Source organism: Flavobacterium tyrosinilyticum (assembly GCF_023656565.1).
Lineage (GTDB): Bacteria > Bacteroidota > Bacteroidia > Flavobacteriales > Flavobacteriaceae > Flavobacterium > Flavobacterium tyrosinilyticum.
In genome coordinates, this window is the sequence record NZ_JAMOKG010000001.1 from 1,607,561 (window position 1) to 1,626,623 (window position 19,063).

The 19,063-nt window shown below is 33.8% G+C and carries 21 protein-coding genes and 1 tRNA gene; 9 read left to right on the top strand and 13 right to left on the bottom strand.

Annotated features, from left to right (window positions below):
- Window positions 1-84: 84 nt before the first annotated feature.
- Entirely contained in the window at window positions 85-1,986 is a 1,902-nt protein-coding gene (locus tag NCC77_RS07070) for a S9 family peptidase (RefSeq protein WP_250834950.1), read from the bottom strand.
- 245 nt (window positions 1,987-2,231) lie between these two features.
- Here NCC77_RS07070 and NCC77_RS07075 point away from each other — a divergent pair, with 245 nt between their 5' ends.
- The 3 genes from NCC77_RS07075 to NCC77_RS07085 are packed head-to-tail and all read left to right on the top strand — an operon-like array spanning window position 2,232 to window position 5,081.
- The gene (locus tag NCC77_RS07075; RefSeq protein WP_250834951.1) at window positions 2,232-3,347 is read left to right on the top strand and encodes an NAD(P)/FAD-dependent oxidoreductase; all 1,116 of its coding nucleotides are present in this window, start codon (window positions 2,232-2,234) and stop codon (window positions 3,345-3,347) included.
- Complete coding sequence (mtgA, locus tag NCC77_RS07080; RefSeq protein WP_250834952.1) at window positions 3,344-4,135, top strand: monofunctional biosynthetic peptidoglycan transglycosylase; 792 nt, start codon at window positions 3,344-3,346, stop codon at window positions 4,133-4,135. Before NCC77_RS07075 ends, mtgA begins: the two co-directional genes overlap by 4 nt.
- Window positions 4,110-5,081: a lipid A deacylase LpxR family protein gene (locus NCC77_RS07085; protein ID WP_250834953.1), complete on the top strand. Its 972-nt coding sequence runs from the start codon at window positions 4,110-4,112 to the stop codon at window positions 5,079-5,081. Before mtgA ends, NCC77_RS07085 begins: the two co-directional genes overlap by 26 nt.
- 187 nt (window positions 5,082-5,268) lie before the next feature.
- Here the strand turns inward: NCC77_RS07085 and tnpA are convergent, their stop codons facing one another.
- The 5 genes from tnpA to NCC77_RS07110 all read right to left on the bottom strand — a co-directional run bounded on the left by tnpA (window position 5,269) and on the right by NCC77_RS07110 (window position 8,641).
- Complete coding sequence (gene tnpA / locus NCC77_RS07090) at window positions 5,269-5,721, bottom strand: IS200/IS605 family transposase (RefSeq protein ID WP_250834954.1); 453 nt, start codon at window positions 5,719-5,721, stop codon at window positions 5,269-5,271.
- 195 nt (window positions 5,722-5,916) lie between these two features.
- Window positions 5,917-6,501 (bottom strand): SMI1/KNR4 family protein, encoded by a 585-nt coding sequence (locus tag NCC77_RS07095; protein ID WP_250834955.1) that lies wholly within the window; start codon window positions 6,499-6,501, stop codon window positions 5,917-5,919.
- 35 nt (window positions 6,502-6,536) lie between these two features.
- On the bottom strand, window positions 6,537-7,568 hold the full coding sequence (locus tag NCC77_RS07100; RefSeq protein ID WP_250834956.1) for an oxidoreductase: 1,032 nt from the start codon (window positions 7,566-7,568) through the stop codon (window positions 6,537-6,539).
- Window positions 7,569-7,610: 42 nt separating this feature from the next.
- Entirely contained in the window at window positions 7,611-8,018 is a 408-nt protein-coding gene (locus NCC77_RS07105; protein WP_250834957.1) for a hypothetical protein, read from the bottom strand.
- Between the two features lie 179 nt (window positions 8,019-8,197).
- Window positions 8,198-8,641, bottom strand: coding sequence for a hypothetical protein (locus NCC77_RS07110; RefSeq protein ID WP_250834958.1), 444 nt, complete (start codon window positions 8,639-8,641; stop codon window positions 8,198-8,200).
- A gap of 198 nt (window positions 8,642-8,839) precedes the next feature.
- Between NCC77_RS07110 and NCC77_RS07115 the strand changes: the two genes are divergently transcribed.
- On the top strand, window positions 8,840-9,016 hold the full coding sequence (locus tag NCC77_RS07115) for a hypothetical protein (protein WP_250834959.1): 177 nt from the start codon (window positions 8,840-8,842) through the stop codon (window positions 9,014-9,016).
- Window positions 9,017-9,110: 94 nt separating this feature from the next.
- Window positions 9,111-10,127 (top strand): hypothetical protein, encoded by a 1,017-nt coding sequence (locus NCC77_RS07120; protein WP_250834960.1) that lies wholly within the window; start codon window positions 9,111-9,113, stop codon window positions 10,125-10,127.
- A gap of 72 nt (window positions 10,128-10,199) precedes the next feature.
- Here NCC77_RS07120 and NCC77_RS07125 read toward each other — a convergent pair.
- Window positions 10,200-10,273 (bottom strand) — tRNA-Ala (locus tag NCC77_RS07125).
- Between the two features lie 188 nt (window positions 10,274-10,461).
- Between NCC77_RS07125 and NCC77_RS07130 the strand changes: the two genes are divergently transcribed.
- From NCC77_RS07130 to NCC77_RS07145, 4 genes are all read left to right on the top strand, one after another.
- Window positions 10,462-11,226, top strand: coding sequence for an enoyl-CoA hydratase/isomerase family protein (locus NCC77_RS07130; RefSeq protein ID WP_250834961.1), 765 nt, complete (start codon window positions 10,462-10,464; stop codon window positions 11,224-11,226).
- A gap of 90 nt (window positions 11,227-11,316) precedes the next feature.
- Window positions 11,317-11,493: a hypothetical protein gene (locus NCC77_RS07135; RefSeq protein WP_008465178.1), complete on the top strand. Its 177-nt coding sequence runs from the start codon at window positions 11,317-11,319 to the stop codon at window positions 11,491-11,493.
- A gap of 33 nt (window positions 11,494-11,526) precedes the next feature.
- Complete coding sequence (locus tag NCC77_RS07140) at window positions 11,527-11,979, top strand: 6-pyruvoyl trahydropterin synthase family protein (RefSeq protein WP_201999534.1); 453 nt, start codon at window positions 11,527-11,529, stop codon at window positions 11,977-11,979.
- 98 nt (window positions 11,980-12,077) lie between these two features.
- Window positions 12,078-12,821, top strand: coding sequence for a UDP-2,3-diacylglucosamine diphosphatase (locus NCC77_RS07145; RefSeq protein ID WP_250834962.1), 744 nt, complete (start codon window positions 12,078-12,080; stop codon window positions 12,819-12,821).
- Here the strand turns inward: NCC77_RS07145 and NCC77_RS07150 are convergent, their stop codons facing one another.
- The 6 genes from NCC77_RS07150 to recJ form a co-directional block, all read right to left on the bottom strand.
- Window positions 12,822-14,030, bottom strand: a complete 1,209-nt coding sequence (locus NCC77_RS07150) for a cytochrome c3 family protein (protein WP_250834963.1) — start codon at window positions 14,028-14,030, stop codon at window positions 12,822-12,824.
- A gap of 83 nt (window positions 14,031-14,113) precedes the next feature.
- Window positions 14,114-14,470 carry a hypothetical protein gene (locus NCC77_RS07155; RefSeq protein ID WP_111425144.1) on the bottom strand — a complete coding sequence of 119 codons (357 nt, stop codon included), beginning with the start codon at window positions 14,468-14,470 and terminating at the stop codon, window positions 14,114-14,116.
- A gap of 98 nt (window positions 14,471-14,568) precedes the next feature.
- Window positions 14,569-14,925: a hypothetical protein gene (locus NCC77_RS07160; protein WP_250834964.1), complete on the bottom strand. Its 357-nt coding sequence runs from the start codon at window positions 14,923-14,925 to the stop codon at window positions 14,569-14,571.
- A 160-nt stretch (window positions 14,926-15,085) separates the two neighbouring features.
- Window positions 15,086-16,000 (bottom strand): alpha/beta fold hydrolase, encoded by a 915-nt coding sequence (locus NCC77_RS07165; protein ID WP_250834965.1) that lies wholly within the window; start codon window positions 15,998-16,000, stop codon window positions 15,086-15,088.
- A complete protein-coding gene (locus tag NCC77_RS07170; RefSeq protein ID WP_250834966.1) occupies window positions 16,001-17,284 on the bottom strand; it encodes an MFS transporter in 1,284 nt (427 codons plus the stop codon).
- A complete protein-coding gene (gene recJ / locus NCC77_RS07175) occupies window positions 17,271-18,974 on the bottom strand; it encodes a single-stranded-DNA-specific exonuclease RecJ (protein ID WP_250834967.1) in 1,704 nt (567 codons plus the stop codon). The genes NCC77_RS07170 and recJ overlap by 14 nt, the downstream gene beginning before the upstream one ends.
- Window positions 18,975-19,063 lie beyond the last annotated feature (89 nt).

Genomic DNA, 19,063 nt, shown 5'->3' on the forward strand with positions numbered 1-19,063 from the left:
TAATGTTACATAATTGTAAGGTCTGCAAAAAAAAACAGCCGTAGATTGTGTAAATTTACGGCTGTCAAACATTCTTTTTATGTATTACAAAGTTTCATCTAACCATTTGAAGAATTCGCCTTGCCAAACCTGAGCGTTCTGAGGTTTTAAAACCCAGTGATTTTCATCTGGGAAATAAACAAATCTACTTTTGATTCCTCTTAATTGAGCGGCTTGGAAAGCTTCCTGTCCTTGCCCGATTGGCACACGGAAATCTTTTCCTCCTTGGAAAATCAAAATTGGTTTGTTCCAATTCTGAACCAGAGTTGCAGGATTAAAAGTTGTATAAGCCTTTTGTGCTACAGCATTATCTTTTTCCCAATATGGCCCACCAAAATCCCAATTATTAAAGAAAACTTCCTCAGTAGTTCCTAACATAGAAACAGTGTTGAAAACTCCGTCATGAGCAATAAATGTTTTGAAACGATTTTTGTGAATTCCTGCTAAATAAAATACAGAATATCCTCCATAACTAGCTCCAACGCAACCTAAACGGCTTTTGTCAACATAACTTTCTTTTGCCACATCATCGATTGCAGAAAGGTAATCGTCCATAACTTGTCCGCCCCAATCTTTACTAATTTGCTCATTCCATTCAACACCATGTCCTGGCATTCCACGACGATTTGGCGCAACAACCACATAACCTTTAGCTGCCATTAGAGAGAAATTCCAACGGAAAGAATACGATTGTGTCAACGGACTTTGTGGTCCACCTTGGCAGAATAATAAAGTTGGATATTTTTTTGAAGCATCAAAATTTGGAGGAAGAATTACCCAAACCAACATCTTTTTCCCGTCGGTTGTGGTAACGTAACGTTTTTCAGTTTTGCTTAACGCTAAAGTTTTATAAGTATCTGTATTTACATTTGAGATTTGTTTCCAAGTATTTTTCTTTAAGTTGAAAGAATAAATCTCACCTGCATGATTCATATCAGTTCTTGTAACAATGATCTCATCGCCAGCAAAACCAACTAAATCATTTACGTCAAAATCTCCATTAGTCAATTGACGAACATTGATGGCGATTTTAGTTAAACCAGGAAAATTAACCGAAAAAAGTTGTTTTGTTCCGTCAACCGGAGCTACAAAAAATACCGTTTTTCCATCTTTACTCCAAATAAAATTATCTACAGTTCCGTCCCAATTTGCAGTTAAGTTAGTTTTAATTCCTTTAAACTCGACAATAATATCGTTTTTGTCAGACTCGTAACCGTCGCGTTTCATTTGTAGCCAAGACAAATTTCCTGTTGGCGAAAATTGTGGAGCCGTATCGTAACCTAAATTACCTTCAGTTTTATTCGTTGTTTTTTGAGTTTCTAAATTGTACTCATAAATGTCTGTGTTGGTAGAAATCGCGTAGGCAGTTCCTGCTTTTTTCTTGCACACATAAAAAATGCTTTTGCTGTCTGGAGACCAGATGTAATCTTCGTCACCACCAAAAGGCTTTTGCGGAGAATCGAAAGTTTCACCTTTCATGATGTCGGTTCCTTTTGCTCCGTCTTTGTTTTCTTTATAAAAAACGTGATTAAACTTACCTTCGTTCCAAGTATCCCAATGACGGTAATCCAATCCATCATAGATTTGAGCATCAGATTTGTCAAGGCTTGGGTAGAAATCTTTACCTAAAACTTTGTCGATTTTTACTTCATCATTGTAAACAACAAATTTTCCTTCAGGAGAAATATTTTTGTCTTTTAAAATGTCTTTTGTGTCTTTGATTTCAGTGGCATTACCTCCGTTTACTGGAATAATATAAAGTTTAGAAGTCGATTTGTTATCGGCAACAGAAGGTGTTGAAACCTTGTAAACAATATTTTTTTCATCTTTCGAAAGTCCGAGTGGAGTTACTCGTCCTAATTTCCATAACAATTCCGGAGACATTACATTCTGTCCGATAGCATTTAAACTCATCATTATTAAGGTTGTTACTACTACTTTTTTCATAATCAAATTATTCTTTTTTTTGTGGTGCTAAAAATACAACATTTAAAGGCCAAGTTGTTAAAATCCAAATCCCAAAAAATGTTAAAATTCCAATGTGAAGAAATTCCAAATTCCAAAGTTTATATAGTTTCACTTCTTGGAATTTGAGATTTTATATTTGGGATTTCATTTAGTTTTGTAATTTAACCCAAGATTGGAATTTGGAGTTTAAAAAAATAGAATTTATTTTTTAGAATAAAAAATTTATGGAACTAAGCTACTGGGAACTCAAAAATTGGTTTACGAATATTGATTATACTATTGTAGGAAGCGGAATAGTAGGTTTGCATACTGCATTACGCTTACGCGAAAGATTTCCTGCTGCAAAAATTCTGGTTCTTGAACGGGGAATGTTGCCTCAAGGAGCAAGTACCAAAAATGCTGGTTTTGCTTGTTTCGGAAGTCTGTCTGAAATTATGGATGACCTAAAAATACATTCAGAAGAAGATGTTGTGGGACTTATAGAAAAACGATGGAAAGGTTTGCAATTGCTCCGAAAAAGATTAGGAGACGTGGCAATCGATTTTAAACCTCACGGGGGATATGAATTATTTTTGAAAGAAGATGAATTTGGATTTAACGAATGTATTTCGAAAATTCCGTTTATCAATGAAATTCTAAAACCACTTTTTAAAGCTGATGTTTTTTCGAAAGAAGTAGACCGTTTTGGATTTGGAAATAGTAACGAGTATTTAATTTTTAATCCATTTGAAGGACAGATCGATACTGGAAATATGATGCAAGAATTGCTGAAGCAAGCCATTGCTGCAGATATTTTAATCTTAAATCAGCAAACGGTAAAATCGTATATCGATGAAGGAAATCAGGTCGAAGTTGTAGTAAACGATTTTAGTTTTAAAACCCAAAAACTGCTTTTTGCCACCAACGGCTTTGCTGGCGAACTAACAAAAGGTGCTGTAAAACCGGCGAGAGCGCAAGTGCTTATTACAGAGCCCATTCGCAATTTAGACATCAAAGGAACGTTTCATTTAGATCGGGGCTATTATTATTTTAGAAATATTAATGATCGAATTTTATTAGGAGGAGGAAGAAATCTTGATTTTGAAGGAGAAACAACTACTGAATTTGGACAGACGAAAATTATTCAAAATAGATTGGAAGATTTACTGAAAAATGTAATTTTACCAAATCAGGATTTTCAGATTGCGCACCGATGGAGTGGGATCATGGGAATCGGAAATAGTAAGAATCCCGTCGTAACCCAACTTTCTGAAAATGTATTCTGTGGAGTGCGTTTAGGCGGAATGGGAGTCGCGATAGGCAGTTTAATAGGAACAGAATTAGCAGATTTAATAGAATGAAAGTAACCAAAAAACCGGCACCAAAAACAACTACAAACAAACCAAAACCTAAAACTTCGGCTTCAAAAAAATCGAATCGTTCTTTTGGAGAAAAAGTGAAATGGTTTTTTATCAAAGCCGCTTTATGGTTTTTTGGAATTTCTATCGGGTCGGTTATATTTTTTAAATATGTTCCTGTACCATTTACGCCATTAATGCTCATTCGTGCAATCGAAAATAAAATGGCAGGAAAAGAAGTTTATTTTGACCATGACTGGGAACCGATTGAGAAAATCTCAATGAATTTGCAAAAAGCAGTTATTGCCAGCGAAGACGGAACTTTTTTAACTCACAATGGTTTCGATTTTAAAGCATTACAAAAAGCATATAAAAGTAACGAACGCGGACGCCGAATTCGAGGCGGAAGTACGATCTCCCAGCAAACGGCCAAAAATGTCTTTTTGTGGCAAGGAAAAAGTTATTTCCGTAAAGGTTTAGAAGCGTATTTTACGATTTTGATTGAAATTATCTGGGGCAAAGAGCGCATTATGGAAGTTTATTTGAACAGTATCGAAATGGGAGATGGAGTTTATGGTGCTTACGCAGCAACAGAACATTGGTACCGTAGAGATGCTTCGAGTTTAACCCCAATGCAAGCAGCAGGAATTGCAGCGATTCTTCCAAATCCAAGAAAATTTAAAGCTACAGGATCTTCAAGTTATATCAATAGAAGAAAAGAACGAATTGTACGTGAGATGCGTTACGTTGGAAAAATCAATTATAATGGAAAAGAAGAAAAGAAAAAGTAAAAAATCGCTTTTTGCTTTTCTAATATTGACCGTAACGCTCACTTTTGGACAAGGAAAAACTGCAGAAATAGGTTTTATATCTGATAACGATTTATATACATCGTCTAAATATGATATGTATTATACCAATGGTTTGGAGCTTTTTTATCGCTTTTTATCAAAAAATGATAATCCGAAAATCAATAAAGAAATTACCGAATTTAGAATTGGGCAGTATCTTTACAATCCGAGGTTTTTAAACAAAGAAGCCGTTACGGTAAACGATCGTCCTTTTGCAGGTTATCTTTTTGCTGAAGTAGGAAAAAGCTTTTTTTATAAGAGCGAATCGGTTTTAAAGACCGATTTTCAAATTGGTTTTCTTGGACCGAATGCTTTGGGTGAGGAATTACAGGAAGGTTTTCATAAAATAATTGGCTACAAAAAAGTATATGGCTGGGAAAATCAGATTCATAATGCTTTAGGGGTGCAGGCTCACGCTGTTTATTCTAAAAAAATGTTTCCTTCAAAACATAATGATTTTGTAGATCTTCATTGGCAGTCGGAAGGTAATCTGGGAACGATTTTTTCAGGAATTTCAACAGGATTTATGGCTAGATTCGGATTTAAAAAATTACTGCCAATTTATGACTCTAATATGCACGATGCTTCGATAAGTACACAAATTCAACCCAACATTAGAGAATTTTATTTCTACGCAGCGCCAAGTGTCAACTATCAGTTTTATGATGCCACAATTGAAGGAAGCATGTTTAATGACACAAGTCCGATTACTTTTGAGTTGGAGCCACTTCGTTTTAATGCCGAAGCAGGTTTAAAATACCGACACAACAACTTTAATATTTCTTATTCTTTTCTTTATCGAGGAAGAGAATTGAATGATCCTGGAATTGATACTAATTCGGGATATTTTTATGGATCGATAAGGATGGGGTTTTTGTTGCGATAGTGCTCGCTGCGAGATAGCGCTGTGAGATAGTGCGTTGCACTATCTTGATGTCTTTTAGGCTTTCAGCCTACAACTAAAAATAGCTCTGAAAGAGCAAAACCAACAGAATAGTGCAACGCGCTATTGAAAATAGGCGTAACCCGATATGAATATGAATATAGAGAGTTAGCCCTGAAAGGGCGAAAGCCTAATCCCAAAGATAACGTTCGTCATATTCAACATTATATTTGTTTAGAAAGGCTAAAAGTTCTTTTTTGAATGTTTTTTTTCTATGATGTTCCTCTTGGTTTTTAATATACTTTATCACTATATCTAATTGAGAAGGATTAACAGAAAAAATACCATAACCGTCCTGCCAGTAAAAGTTTGCATAACGCGAATCTATTGTTTTTACCCATTTTGACGATTGTTTTTTTACTTCTTCAACTAATTTCATTTGCGTAATTTTTTTAGACAACAGGCATAAAATATGAACATGGTCATCATGTCCTCCTATTTGAATAGGATTGCATTCTAAACCTTTGCAAATCCCTCCAAGATAGGCCCATAGTTTTTCTTTCAGATTGTCATCAATAAATGGATAACGCCTTTTTGTGCTAAAGACTAGATGCACATATACTTTGTATAATGATTGTGGCATGTTTTTCTCTTTTGTAATTACATTTTATGAATTTTAAGCCGTAAGATGAACGATTTGAAATGCAAATATTGTATACGTAAATAGAGAATTTGGATCTTAAAAGTTTTATTTATGACACAATAGGGCATAATGTAAAAAAAGCCACTTCTGTTAATTTCCAGAAATGGCTTTTTGTTATAATGAATAGATTGCCCTTTAATCCCAACGGCTTAAATTTCCTTCGGCACGTTCAAATAATTCTTCCAAAACATTTTCAAGAGATCTTTCGGGAAGACCAGATTCTAAAAAATCCAGTAATTGATCTGTAGTAGCTTTAATATTATCCTGATGACAATAAATGTTGGTAAAGTTTCCGTTTTGATCAAAAATAACATATTCGCTACTTTCCTCTATATCTTCTTCAGATGTCATCCAGCCAATACATTGAAAGTTTGAATTTATTTTTTCAGTTTCTTCTAGAGTAAGCAATTTGTATTTCTGAAGTTCTGGTCTGTCATTTCCCCAATAAGCAATAATCATATCGATAATACCTGTAGAATTATGGGTAAAATCGGCTCTCTGTTTCATGTATTGGGTTAGATTTTGAGCAGAAGAAATACAAAAAATCTCATCAGATTCGATACCGCCAATGGTTTTATAAAAGTGTATTAATTCTTCAGGTAAAGGCAGAGAAAAATAAGAAGTCAATTCTTGTATTTCTTCGTCTGAAGCTGGAGACGACTCTTTTATTTCATCGTATTCAAGTTCACATTCGGTAATGCGTATTTTTATTTGTTCCATAGTTGTCGTAGAATTGATGTTGTTGAAAATGATTATTAATGACGATTATCGCATTGCAGAAAAATCTCCTCATTAGATTTATCAATAATTGAAATATTTGGGCAGCCAAAAGACATATATTCGAAACCAAAAACAACTTCAGGTTTATTTTTAAAAAGTTTTCCTGTCCATTGTTCAACAGCATCATCTCCATTTTCATAATTTAATGGAGCAGGAGATGTGCCTTCGCTTTGGCTAAAAAGCTTTTCGATTATAACATTTTTCGTTTTAGAATCGACAACCAAAAGACGTCTGCCATAAATTATTTTATTGCTATCTAAGTAGTCTTGTAAAAAATACTCATAGCTTTCTGTTTTAAAAAAATACGTATTCCCTGTTACTGTGTTCTTTAGCAAAGTACGGTCGTTATTTTTCATTGCTTTTGATGGATAATCTTTTTTTGCAATTTTTTCCCACTTAATAGGCTTCAAACGTTCTTTTGAAAACGGATTTTCTTTACCTACATATACCAAACCATCTCTATAATATTCGCTGAACCCGCTTAAATATTTTTTGCTGATTTCAAACCCAATCATAAAATCATAATTTTGATAAGGCCAATCTTCTTCAGAAGAATAACCATTTAACATCGCGGCGGTTTTTAGGTTTTTTACAGCAAAAGAAACGTGTTTGTTTTTAGCATAATCGATTATGAAAACAGAATCGGTTTCTGATATGTTGGTTTTAGACAAAAATCTTTTTCTATAGTTTTTGTCAAACGTGAAATACACCGCATTGTACTTTCCTATTTTTTGGATGTTTGGTAAAGCAAGAGTATCTTTTTCGTCGTTTACAGGATAAATATCCGAAAGAGAAACAAAAGCAACATCGCTGCTGTCTTTTGGAGTAATTGTAAATAAATTGATGCTTTCTTTTCTTGTAGCTTCTTCATTTTGAAGAGTATCGGTTTCAGTTTCTGCGTGTTCTGTCACTTCATGAAGTGCAGTTGTTGTGGTATTTTCTTTTTTATTGCAGGCAGATAATAGAATTAAAAAAGTGGCTGATAATAAAAACGATTTTGTTGTCATTATTTAAATTTGATTTTGGGGTTCGCTATGTACGAAAGTACTTTAATTGTTTTTTATTGCAATACTATTTCCTGTGTTTTTATCGAAAGTAATAGTTTTGTTTGGTCCGCCGTAAAAGAGAGTCAAAGTCAGCGTGCTATCGGTTTCACTTCTAAAAATAATATCTTTTGCCGTCCTGATTTTGATATCCAGATTGTCATTCATAAGCTGAGAGTCGGTGCATTTGATAATTCTTTTTTCTAACAATCCTTTTTTCTCAATTACTTCCAGCCATGGATGACCCATTGCACTATAACCCACAATTTGCGCTCTGTAATTTTTATTCAAATCTTTGTTTTGGTATAAACCTAAAGATGTACTTGAAAGCAATAAGGCGAAAAAAGGCATCATCATGGCCATAATGCTAATTGCAAATGTTATTGTTATCGCCGCAAAAAGAAGTTTTGCCAAGAGTTTTTTCCAAAAAACAATAATTATTACAAAATTGCTTATCAGCCAGAGCCATGATAAAACTACATCACTATAATAACCGCGAAGACTGATTGCTTGAAAGTAATATAAAAGGCAATCCAGCACAAAAAGTACACAAATAATGAAATAGATTCGTAAAAGTATTTTTTTTCCCGAGCTCATAATTTTCTTAGGATATAGTCTAAAGTAGATACTATAACAATAGATAAAATTGAAATAGGAAGGAAGGAAAATTTAAGAGTATACATTATTTCTTCTTTAAATAGATAAGTGCTCCAAGCAGATTCTCGATCTACAAAAATGGTGTAATTCCAGAAAAACCAAACAGAAATTAAGATTAGTAATTGAAGTATAACTTTTAAAATACTGTTTTTAATGAAAGAAAGAGCCAGAAAAACTATGGATAAGAAAACAGTAGAAAATAAAGTCATTAAATAAGCATCATCAAAAAAAGAACAATCTAAACAGCCACTTGATATTTTGTCAGAAAAGCTTCCCATTGCCCAATATATTTCAATTAAAGTAAAAACGAAAAGTAAAACTGCAATTATAAGAGGTTTCTTTATGAATGAGAATATTTTGTGTTTTAAGGTTTGATCCATTTGGAAATGTTTGATAAACTATTAAAAATATAGTGGTTTGAATTTTGTCTCATGCAAAAATAGAAAACAGTTTTTCAAAGAAATATCCTTCAAAGAATATTATTATATGAAAAATAGGTTTTATAAAAGACAAAACACTTAACTGTTTGATAACATGAAAGATGTTTTTAATTATTTACTTTAATTAAAATTTTAATTATGGATGTCAATTGGAACATAATAGCGATTGTAGCAATATTGGTAGTTATTCTTGTCGTGCTAACAATCAGAAAAAATCTTCGTGAGAAAAAGAAATTAGAAAATTTGCTAAACAACAATTTTAAAAAAGCTGAGAAAGATAGAGTTGATGCAGATGATGCTGCTAATGAGAAATAAGTGAAAATTGAAAGATAGGAGTATAAAAATAAGATAATTATCTAATTGGTATAATAGATAAATAGTATATTAGTGCTCTAAATAATCGATCAATATGACGAAAAAACTACTTAATTTACTACTAGTTTTTACCATTTTATTTCAATTTACAGTGATTAGCTGTTCTTCCGATGAACCACCTGTAGAGCCCGAAGTTGTAGTTCCTGTAGATCCAAAACCCGTAGATCCAGTAAAGCCTAAACCTGTTCTTCCTAAGTCAGAAATGATGAAACCTGCTATTGTAAATATTAGTTCATCTAAAACTTCAAAAAGCAGTGAAACAAGAAAACGACTAGTCAGATCTACTAAGTTTGCTCAAAATTATATGGGCAAAATTTATCAATATAATCTTGACAGAGATGCTGCAACATATAAAGATTTGCCTTCAGAAAATTTATATGACACTGTAGAAACGGCTTTAAACAAAAAGACAGAAAGAGATTATGAACTTGTTTATAAGTATAATAATTTAGGACAGCTTACTAAAATTGAAGCCGCTAAAGTATATACAAATAATGGTAACACTAATACACCAGAAAGCTTTAGTTTTGCATATAATGAGAATGGTTCGTTAAATGAAATGATCTCGTCTTACGCATTTGGGAGTAGTTACACTTATAATGATAAAGGCTTGATTGATAAAAGAATTGAAAAAGACGGTTTTGTAAGTTATAAGTATTTTTATGATGACCAAGATAGAATTAGCGATGTTTATTTTTACATTCATGATGTTTTACAAATGAATTATAAATATACTTATCCAGATGATACGAGTTACATTAAAGGCTGGTATACTGTTAATGAGGATAAAACTGGAACTTTGACAAGTTATGTAGTATATACATTTGATCGTAATAAAGCTGGAGTTTATAATAAAGAACCGTATTATAGATTGGATAATCAATATCTTCATGTAACAAAAATTTCTGCAAAAATTTTATCTAATGGAAACTGGCAGTCACAATTTGAGGCAGTTCCGAAATATTTCTATGATGAAGATGGTTACTTAATAAAATATGACGCAGCTGGATTTAATTATACAACCGATATTACTGTTTTTGAATATGAGTAGTATGAGGTTTAAATAATCTAAATAATTAAAAACCCTTGTAAAACAAAAGTTTACAAGGGTTTTTGACTTTTGTGGAGAATACCGGATTCGAACCGGTCACCCCTTGCCTGCCAGGCAAGTACTCTAGCCAAATGAGCTAATCCCCCGTTTGTTTTTGAAAAATACCAGATTCGGACTGTCACCCTCACGATTTTTCATCGGGATGCTCTAGCCAAATGAGCTAATCCCCCAAAGCGTTAACAAATAAAGTCAAATAATTCTCAAAAAACAAATTTGTAGAAGTTTCAGAGGAATTATTTTCAAAAGCGTAACTTTACCTTTAAATGTAATTTTTATGAGCCTAGAAAATACAAATGGAAGCTTAGAAACTTCTTTTCAAAATACTATTGCAACTGTACAATTTGGTCATCCTGCAAGTAATTCTTTTCCACGTGAATTGTTAAATAGACTTACAGCTGAAATTAATTCTTTAAGTCGAAATGAAGATGTTTCGGTAATTGTTCTGAAAAGTGAAGGAGAAAAAACGTTTTGCTCGGGAGCTTCTTTTGATGAACTTTTGAAAGTTGAAAGTGAAGAGCAAGGTCTAGAGTTTTTTTCAGGTTTTGCACATCTGCTCAATGCTATGCGAAATTGCAACAAAATTATAATTGGACGCGTACAGGGAAAGGCTGTTGGAGGCGGTGTCGGAATTATTTCGGCTTGCGATTATGTTTTTGCAACTCCGCAAAGTGATATTAAATTATCGGAATTAGCAATCGGAATTGGACCATTCGTAATTGAACCAGCCGTTTCTAGAAAAATAGGAAAAACAGCAATGACACAAATGACATTAGCGGCTCACGAATGGAAATCGGCAAATTGGGCTTTTGAAAAAGGGCTTTTTTCGGTTTTATGTGACGCTGAAAATTTGGATGCTGAGGTTGAAAGTTTTGCTCAAAAACTGAGTTCTTATAATCCTGAAGCGCTTTGTGAAATGAAGAAGATTATTTGGGAAGGAACAGAACAATGGGAATCACTTTTATTTGAACGTGCTGCCATTACGGGTAAATTGGTTTTGTCTGATTTCACTAAAAATGCTTTGCTGCAGTTTAAAAAATAGGTATGATATAAGTCATTGATTTTAGAAAAATAGGAGCATAGCTTTGAAAAATGTTTTAAAATCAAATTTTCACTATATAAATTATTGAACATGACTATTATTTCGTTAATGCAAAAAGTGGACATTGCAGAGAAAATTAAAGATGCTCCAGACAGCGGTTATCAAATTGGCGTTGTCATTGGATCTTTCATTCCGTTTCTAGTTTTGGGCGGAATTGCTTTGTGGATGTATACTCGTGCTAAAAAAAGAGCTAAAAACGGCAATTAATTTGTAAATTTGCAAGCTTAAAATTAAAAATCGATGAGTAATATCAGAATTACAAAACAATTTAGTTTCGAAACCGGTCACGCTTTGTACGGTTACGACGGAAAATGCAAGAACGTTCACGGACACAGTTATAAATTATCGGTAACAGTTATTGGTTCGCCAATTACAGACCGATCGAATGTAAAGTTCGGAATGGTGATTGACTTTTCTGACCTAAAGAAAATTGTAAAAGAAGAAATCGTCGATCAGTTTGATCATGCTACAGTTTTCAATCAGACAACTCCGCATATCGAATTGGCAAATGAATTGAAAAACCGCGGACATCATGTTATCTTAGTAGATTATCAGCCAACGAGCGAAAATATGGTGGTTGATTTTGCTGAAAGAATTAAAAATCGTCTTCCTGCCGGAATTTCTCTTTTCTCATTAAAACTTCAGGAAACAGAATCGTCTTTTGCAGAATGGTACGCATCGGATAATATCTAAAATTCAATTTTTTTAAATTCCAAATTCCAAACTCTTCGACTTCGCTCAGAGAGACAAAAGTCTAAAATTCTAAGAAGTCTAGTAATCTAAAACTCTAAATGAAAAAAATATATTTTGCTTCAGATCAGCATTTTGGTGCGCCAACTCCAGAATTGAGTTTACCGCGTGAAAAGAAATTTGTGGCTTGGCTTGATGAGGTTAAAGAAGATGCTGAAGCAATTTTTTTATTGGGAGATTTATTTGATTTTTGGTTTGAATATAAAACGGTTGTTCCAAAAGGTTTTGTACGTATTTTAGGAAAACTGGCTGAAATTCGCGACAGCGGAATTCCGATTTATTTTTTTGTCGGAAATCATGATCTTTGGATGAATGATTATTTTGAAACCGAATTGAATATTCCGGTTTATCACGATAATAAAGAATTTACCTTTAACGGAAAAACCTTTTTAATTGGTCACGGAGACGGAAAAGGTCCTGGTGATAAAGGTTATAAAAGAATGAAAAAGGTTTTTACCAATCCGTTTTCAAAATGGCTTTTCCGCTGGCTTCATCCAGATGTTGGCGTAAGTTTGGCTCAATATTTATCAGTAAAAAATAAACTGATTTCTGGTGCCGAAGATGTAAAGTTTTTAGGTGAAGAAAACGAATGGTTGGTTTTATACGCCAAACGAAAACTAGAAACCAAACATTACAATTATTTCATTTTCGGACACCGCCATTTACCCATGATTATTCCAGTTGGAGAAAACTCCGAGTATGTCAATCTTGGCGATTGGATCGGCTATTTTACTTACGGTGTTTTTGACGGCGAAAAATTCGAGCTTAAAAAATTCGAAAAATAATTACTTTGCATTCGGATAAATTCCGATTTTATGCGTTCGCAAAATGTATTCTGAAAGTTGTTTGCTGTTTGAAAGCTGAAATTTAATTGCTCCAGATGCTTTTTTCGGCATGTGGCATTCTACACAATTGCTTGCCAATAATTGCTCTGGCATTGTTTTTAAAGTGGTTTCTTTGTGCTTTAAACCTTGATGGCAACTCATACAGATTTTAGAATACGAAGCCAAGTTTTTAGAAGCATTTTCATGCGGATTATGACAGGTAATGCAATCCATTTTATCGCTTTTTATAAAACATTTGCTCTGCGCCATCAATCGATATTGATTGCCATGAACATCAAAATTTGTTGTGTCATTAATGCTTTTGGTTTCGCGAAAGAACTCCGATAAATTATTTCCAGGCTTAAATTCAAAACGAGATTTTAATTTCATGCCATCGTTTCCTGCGTGGCATAAAGCGCAGGCATCTAACTTTTGCTGTCTGCTTAAGGTTTTTATACTGGTAATACTATTGGCAACTTTTACGTTCGGATTTTTTAAATGAAAGTCAACATGTTTTTTAGCAGGACCGTGACAGCGTTCGCAGTCAATTCCGTAAACAATGGTTTCTTTTCTGATGATATCTTCAACATCCATAGACATCATATTTCTTTCTTCAGAATTTTGATTCACGCTTCGGCTGCTCGCATTTGAGGCATGACAAGAATAGCAGTCTTTTACCACCATACGGTCAAAATAAGGTTTGTCTGCAGGAAACCCTGGACTTGTTGCCCAGTTATTTATAGAGTGATAAAAAGAAACTGGCAACTCGTATGTATTATTGTCTTTCCAGTAAACAGAAGTTTGTGCGTGTTTGGTTCCGAATACAATTTCGAATTTGTATTTGGCTGTTTCTTTGCCGTTTTTATAAACAACTTGGTACAAACTGTCGCCACGTTTTTCCATGACTAGTTTGGTGTCTTTATCGTAAATGAATGTGTGATTTTTAGCATCGAAATCGCCCGAAACGTTTCCTAAAATTGCTGGAGAAGTTGCTTTAAAGTGCGAACTTTTGAATGCCATTTCAGATTCTACTTTATGACATTGTATACAGCTTTCTGAACCTGCATAATCGGTTCCTCGAGGATCAATATATTCTTCAGATTTGTTGTTGCAACCTACAACGAGAATTGCCAGAAGTGTAAGAGTTAGTCGAAATACAGCTTTTTTCATTGCTGTAAATATACTTTTTTTTGAATTGAATCAAAATATATTTCAATAATGAAAAAATGCTGTTAAAATATTTAGAATGTTTCTTAATTCATGCCAACTCCATAAACATATTCATCCAGTTCGATTTTGAACAAAGAACCTTCAACCAAATCTTTAATTGATTTTAATTCGGTCATGTTTACAGCCAAATCTATAGAATTGCAAGGTGTTTTCAATAAAAACTTATGGCAAGAATATTTCATTTCGCATGCTTCACAACAAGCATTTTCTATCATGCTGTCTTCAATCAAATCGCAAAAATGATTTAATTCCTGAACCGTAAAATAAAAGCCAGTTTCTTTAAAAACCAATTGCACTTTGTCGGAAATCGTAGTATTGTGATCTTTCCAGTAAAAAGCTATTCCAAAGTTGTTATGATATATCTGCTCAATTTCTCTCATCGTAAATCCTTTTATTTCAACAAATATAAATATTATTTATATTAATTCTAAATAAAAAAATCATAAAAGTTTGAAAAAGAATATTTGTTGAGAAAATTTTAGTTCATACCCGAACCGTAAATATATTCATTAAGATTAAGTCGAAATAATGAACCATCAACCAAGTCTTTTATAGAATCTAATTCCATTGGTGATATTTCTAAATCTATAGCAACATATGGTGTTTTCAATAAAAATTTATCGAAGGCGCGTTTTACACCACGTGCATCATAATCATTATGGTCTGTTACGCAGTCTTCAATTAAATCGTGAAATTCATTTAATTCCTCAACTGAAAAATAAAATCCCATTTGTTTAAAAAGCAACTGGATTTTATCTGATATAATTTGGTTGCCTTCTTTCCAATAAAATGAAATTCCAAAATCGTTTCGGTATATCTGCTCGATGTCTTTCATGGCAATTTTTTTAGGCCACAAAGATACGAACTGTTTGTATTAATACTTGACTAAGAAAAGCATAAAAAAAAGCTAAAAACCAACATTACTATTTGATTTTTAGCTGTTTATAAAGTATTTGTGATTTTGCTTTTTTATGAAATTCTATCTCATAATAAGATTATTTCAGCCAATTTTTTAGCTTAGAAATAAATGCTGCCTGTTGGTCAACAAATAAATAATGCGAGCAATTATTAAGGAAAGTAAAGTGATTCTCTCCAGTAATTGCCTTAAGAGAATTAATTTGTGCCGATGAAAAAATACCGTCATCTTTTCCGTAGATTCCATAAATAGGAACTCCAGCAGATTTGATTTTCTTTAAAATCGCGCGCGTATCGATGTTATTTTGTTTTTCATTTTGATAAAAAACCAATGGTGCATTTTTATTTCGAATATTCGTTTTATAAAATTCTCCAGCTTCATAATCAGAATAAAGCTTTTTAGATTCTGCTGTCGGATTTGGCATTTTAAAAAAGCCATTTTCACCAGCAAGTTCAAAACATCCTTTTCTGTATTCGGCTGAGTTTTTATTTAGATTCTCAACAATGCTGATTTTTTTTAATTGTTCAGAATCGTTGCTGTACTTTTTCTTCAGCGTATTTAAAATGTGATCGTAAGTTTCCTGTTGAGAAAATAAAGCGCCAGCCAAAACCAAAGCGCTTACATTTTGCGGATATTTATTGGTATAAAGTGTCGCAACTAAACCGCCAAAACTATGCCCCAGAATAATAGCTTTCTTTAAGTGATATTTTGTATAAATTGAATTTAGATCCTGAAAAGCTTCTTCGTAAGTAAATTTCGCATTTGGGTCTGCAGATCTTCCTTCGCCTCTTCTATCGTATGCAATAACATAAAAACCTTGATTAGCTAGTTTTTGAGCCGTTGTTCCTTCAAATAAGGTTGCGTTGCCGCTAGGACCTCCGTGAATGAAAATTATCGGTTTATTTTTTTCGTTTCCGTAAGTTTTGACATAAAGATTTTGTCCTTCCGCAAAAAAGGAAAATATTAGAAATAAAGAAAGAAAAAACGACTTCATCTATTCTAATTTATGATGATCGTCCATATCTTTTTTCAAATCTAAATTTCTAAATGTTGGCGATTTCAATGCAGTAAAAACTACAGTTAAGAGTGTAACACTTCCTCCAAAAACAACAGAAGTAACAGCTCCCATCAATTTGGCAGTTGCACCACTTTCAAAAGCACCTAATTCATTTGAAGATCCAACAAAAATCGAGTTTACGGCACCCACGCGTCCGCGCATATGATCTGGAGTTTTAAGCTGTAGAATAGTCTGACGGATTACCACTGAAATTCCATCAGCCAATCCGCTTAAAAATAAGGCGAAAACAGAAAGCCAGAAATAAGTCGATAATCCAAACAGGATGATGGATAAACCAAAAACAAAAATGGCAATTAAAAGTTTCTTTCCTGCATTTTCATACAAAGGTACGTAAGCCGAAATGAGCATCGTGATAAAAGCACCTACAGCAGGAGCGGCTCTTAAAATTCCGAAACCTTCAGAACCCACTTTCAAGATGTCTTGTGCAAACACAGGCAATAATGCAACGGCACCTCCAAAAAGGACAGCAATCATATCGAGTGATAATGCACCAAGAACAATTTTGTTTCTGAATACAAATGTCAAACCTTCCATAAGACTGTCTTTTATAGATTCTCCCATTTTCGGATTTACAATCGGTTTTTGGCTGATTTGTGATAAGGCAATTAACGAAAGAATTGAAAATCCAAAAACCAAACACATGGACCAGTGAACACCAATCCAATTAATAGAGAATCCAGCTAGTGCAGGTCCCATAACGGCTCCAATCTGCCAAACCGAACTACTCCAAGTTGCAGCATTTGGATATACTTTTTTAGGAATGATCAACGATAAAAGAGAGAAAATAGTCGGTCCCATAAAAGAACGAACGATTCCGCCAAAAAATACTAAAGCGTAAATCGAATACAAAATAACATGTGTAGACCAGCCACCAACAACTTTTGGCCAAGTCAATAAGAAAAGTCCAAAACTAATTACTGAAAATCCTAAAATACACTTTACCAATAAGCCTTTCTTTTCTCTTTGATCGACAATGTGTCCTGCAAACAAAGACATTGAAACGGCAGGAATAATTTCCATTAAACCAATAATTCCTAAAGAAAGTGGGTTTTTGGTTAAACTATACACTTCCCATTCAATAACAATAAATTGCATAGACCAGGCAAAAACCATGGCAAAACGCAATAATAAAAATATGTTGAATTCTTTATATCGAAGCGCCTGATAAGGATCGGGTTTGTTGGATTTAATTTCTTCCATTTGTTCTAATGTCTTTCAGCATAAGCTGTGTTGAAACAGTTCCGTTCCATTCGTTTTCGGCAATGCAATATGCCAATTGAAACGGATTTTGATTTTTTACAATATTCAGTTTTTTCCCTAATCCGAAACCAATCGCAGCGATTCCGTCTGAGTTGTTTTGTTTGGCAAAAAGCCTTAAATGTTCTTCTTCTGCACCTAAAGTTTTAGCGTAACCTGTATCAATAGCATTTTCAGTCATAAAAACAGGCGTCATATTCTGAGGTCCGAAAGGTTCGAATTGTTTTAGAATTCGAATTAATTTGGGTGTTATATCGGAGAAATTGATTTCGGCATCGATCTCAATTTCTGGAGTAAGCATTTCGGGTAAAATAGTTTCAGAAACCTGTTTTTCAAAAGCATCTTTAAAAGTTTGATAGTTTTCTGCTTTCAAAGTCATTCCTGCAGCGTACATGTGACCTCCAAATTGTTCCAGATGTTCGGCGCAGGCGTCTAAAGCATTGTAAACATCAAAACCTTTTACAGATCGGGCAGAAGCTGCGTATTTGTCGCCGCTTTTAGTGAAAACCAAAGTCGGACGATAATACGTTTCAATCAATCTTGAAGCCACAATTCCGATTACGCCTTTGTGCCAGTCTTCTTGGAAAACAACGGTCGAAAAACGTTCTTCTTCGTTGTTTTCTATAATCTGCTGAAAAGCTTCTTTGGTGATTTTTTTATCTAAATCTTTTCGATCTGCGTTGTATTGCTCAATTTCTGAAGCAAATTGCTGTGCTTGTTCAAAATTGAATTCGGTTAACAATTCAACAGCGTGATTTCCGTGTTTGATTCTTCCTGCCGCATTAATTCTTGGCGAAATAATAAAAACGACATCGGTAATATCGAGAACTTTCTTTTTTACCTGATGTGTTAAAGCTTTAATTCCAGGTCTTGGTTCGCTATTAATAACTTTCAATCCGAAATGTGCTAAAACACGATTTTCTCCCGTAATAGGGACAATATCTGCAGCAATTGCAGTAGCTACTAAATCTAGATAAGGAACTAAATCTTCAATCGTTTCATTTCGATTTTGTCCTAAAGCCTGAATCAGTTTAAAACCAACTCCGCAACCGCACAATTCATCGTAAGGGTAGGAGCAGTCTTCTCTTTTTGGATCTAAAACAGCCACGGCCTCTGGAAGAAATTCTCCGGGGCGGTGGTGATCGCAAACAATAAAGTCAATGTTTTTTGCTTTCGCGTAGGCGATATGATCAATCGATTTTATTCCGCAGTCTAGAGCGATAATTAAAGAAATTCCGTTGTCATCTGCATAATCAATTCCTTTGTAGGAAACGCCATAACCTTCGGCATAGCGATCGGGAATGTAAGTGGCAATGTTGGGATAATGCGATTTTAGATACGAAGATACCAAAGAAACGGCTGTTGTTCCGTCAACGTCGTAATCGCCAAAAACTAAGATGTTTTCTTCGTTCTGAATGGCTTGTTCAATTCGGGCAACAGCTTTATCCATATCTTTCATCAAATACGGATCGTGTAAATGTTCTAAAGAAGGACGAAAGAAATTCTTCGCCTCATCAAAAGTTTCAATACCGCGCTGAATCAAAAGCGTTGCTACAAAATCTTCTACATTTAAGGCTTGCGCCAAATGTTTGACTTTTTCTTCAGAAGGTTTTGGTTTTAAGGTCCAACGCATGGGTGGGTTGATTTTAGATTATTGATTTTAGATTTTAGATTTTTGATTTGTCGTAGATGATCTTAAAGTGCTTGATTTTTAAGATCTGA

Excerpts from the sequence above, each read along its gene's own strand:
- NCC77_RS07070 (WP_250834950.1), bottom strand. The coding sequence starts at position 1,986 with ATGAAAAAAGTAGTAGTAACAACCTTAATAATGATGAGTTTAAATGCT.
- NCC77_RS07075 (WP_250834951.1), top strand. The coding sequence starts at position 2,232 with ATGGAACTAAGCTACTGGGAACTCAAAAATTGGTTTACGAATATTGAT.
- mtgA (WP_250834952.1), top strand. The coding sequence starts at position 3,344 with ATGAAAGTAACCAAAAAACCGGCACCAAAAACAACTACAAACAAACCA.
- NCC77_RS07085 (WP_250834953.1), top strand. The coding sequence starts at position 4,110 with ATGGAAAAGAAGAAAAGAAAAAGTAAAAAATCGCTTTTTGCTTTTCTA.
- tnpA (WP_250834954.1), bottom strand. The coding sequence starts at position 5,721 with ATGCCACAATCATTATACAAAGTATATGTGCATCTAGTCTTTAGCACA.
- NCC77_RS07095 (WP_250834955.1), bottom strand. The coding sequence starts at position 6,501 with ATGGAACAAATAAAAATACGCATTACCGAATGTGAACTTGAATACGAT.
- NCC77_RS07100 (WP_250834956.1), bottom strand. The coding sequence starts at position 7,568 with ATGACAACAAAATCGTTTTTATTATCAGCCACTTTTTTAATTCTATTA.
- NCC77_RS07110 (WP_250834958.1), bottom strand. The coding sequence starts at position 8,641 with ATGGATCAAACCTTAAAACACAAAATATTCTCATTCATAAAGAAACCT.
- NCC77_RS07115 (WP_250834959.1), top strand. The coding sequence starts at position 8,840 with ATGGATGTCAATTGGAACATAATAGCGATTGTAGCAATATTGGTAGTT.
- NCC77_RS07120 (WP_250834960.1), top strand. The coding sequence starts at position 9,111 with ATGACGAAAAAACTACTTAATTTACTACTAGTTTTTACCATTTTATTT.
- NCC77_RS07130 (WP_250834961.1), top strand. The coding sequence starts at position 10,462 with ATGAGCCTAGAAAATACAAATGGAAGCTTAGAAACTTCTTTTCAAAAT.
- NCC77_RS07135 (WP_008465178.1), top strand. The coding sequence starts at position 11,317 with ATGACTATTATTTCGTTAATGCAAAAAGTGGACATTGCAGAGAAAATT.
- NCC77_RS07140 (WP_201999534.1), top strand. The coding sequence starts at position 11,527 with ATGAGTAATATCAGAATTACAAAACAATTTAGTTTCGAAACCGGTCAC.
- NCC77_RS07145 (WP_250834962.1), top strand. The coding sequence starts at position 12,078 with ATGAAAAAAATATATTTTGCTTCAGATCAGCATTTTGGTGCGCCAACT.
- NCC77_RS07150 (WP_250834963.1), bottom strand. The coding sequence starts at position 14,030 with ATGAAAAAAGCTGTATTTCGACTAACTCTTACACTTCTGGCAATTCTC.
- NCC77_RS07155 (WP_111425144.1), bottom strand. The coding sequence starts at position 14,470 with ATGAGAGAAATTGAGCAGATATATCATAACAACTTTGGAATAGCTTTT.
- NCC77_RS07160 (WP_250834964.1), bottom strand. The coding sequence starts at position 14,925 with ATGAAAGACATCGAGCAGATATACCGAAACGATTTTGGAATTTCATTT.
- NCC77_RS07165 (WP_250834965.1), bottom strand. The coding sequence starts at position 16,000 with ATGAAGTCGTTTTTTCTTTCTTTATTTCTAATATTTTCCTTTTTTGCG.
- NCC77_RS07170 (WP_250834966.1), bottom strand. The coding sequence starts at position 17,284 with ATGGAAGAAATTAAATCCAACAAACCCGATCCTTATCAGGCGCTTCGA.
- recJ (WP_250834967.1), bottom strand. The coding sequence starts at position 18,974 with ATGCGTTGGACCTTAAAACCAAAACCTTCTGAAGAAAAAGTCAAACAT.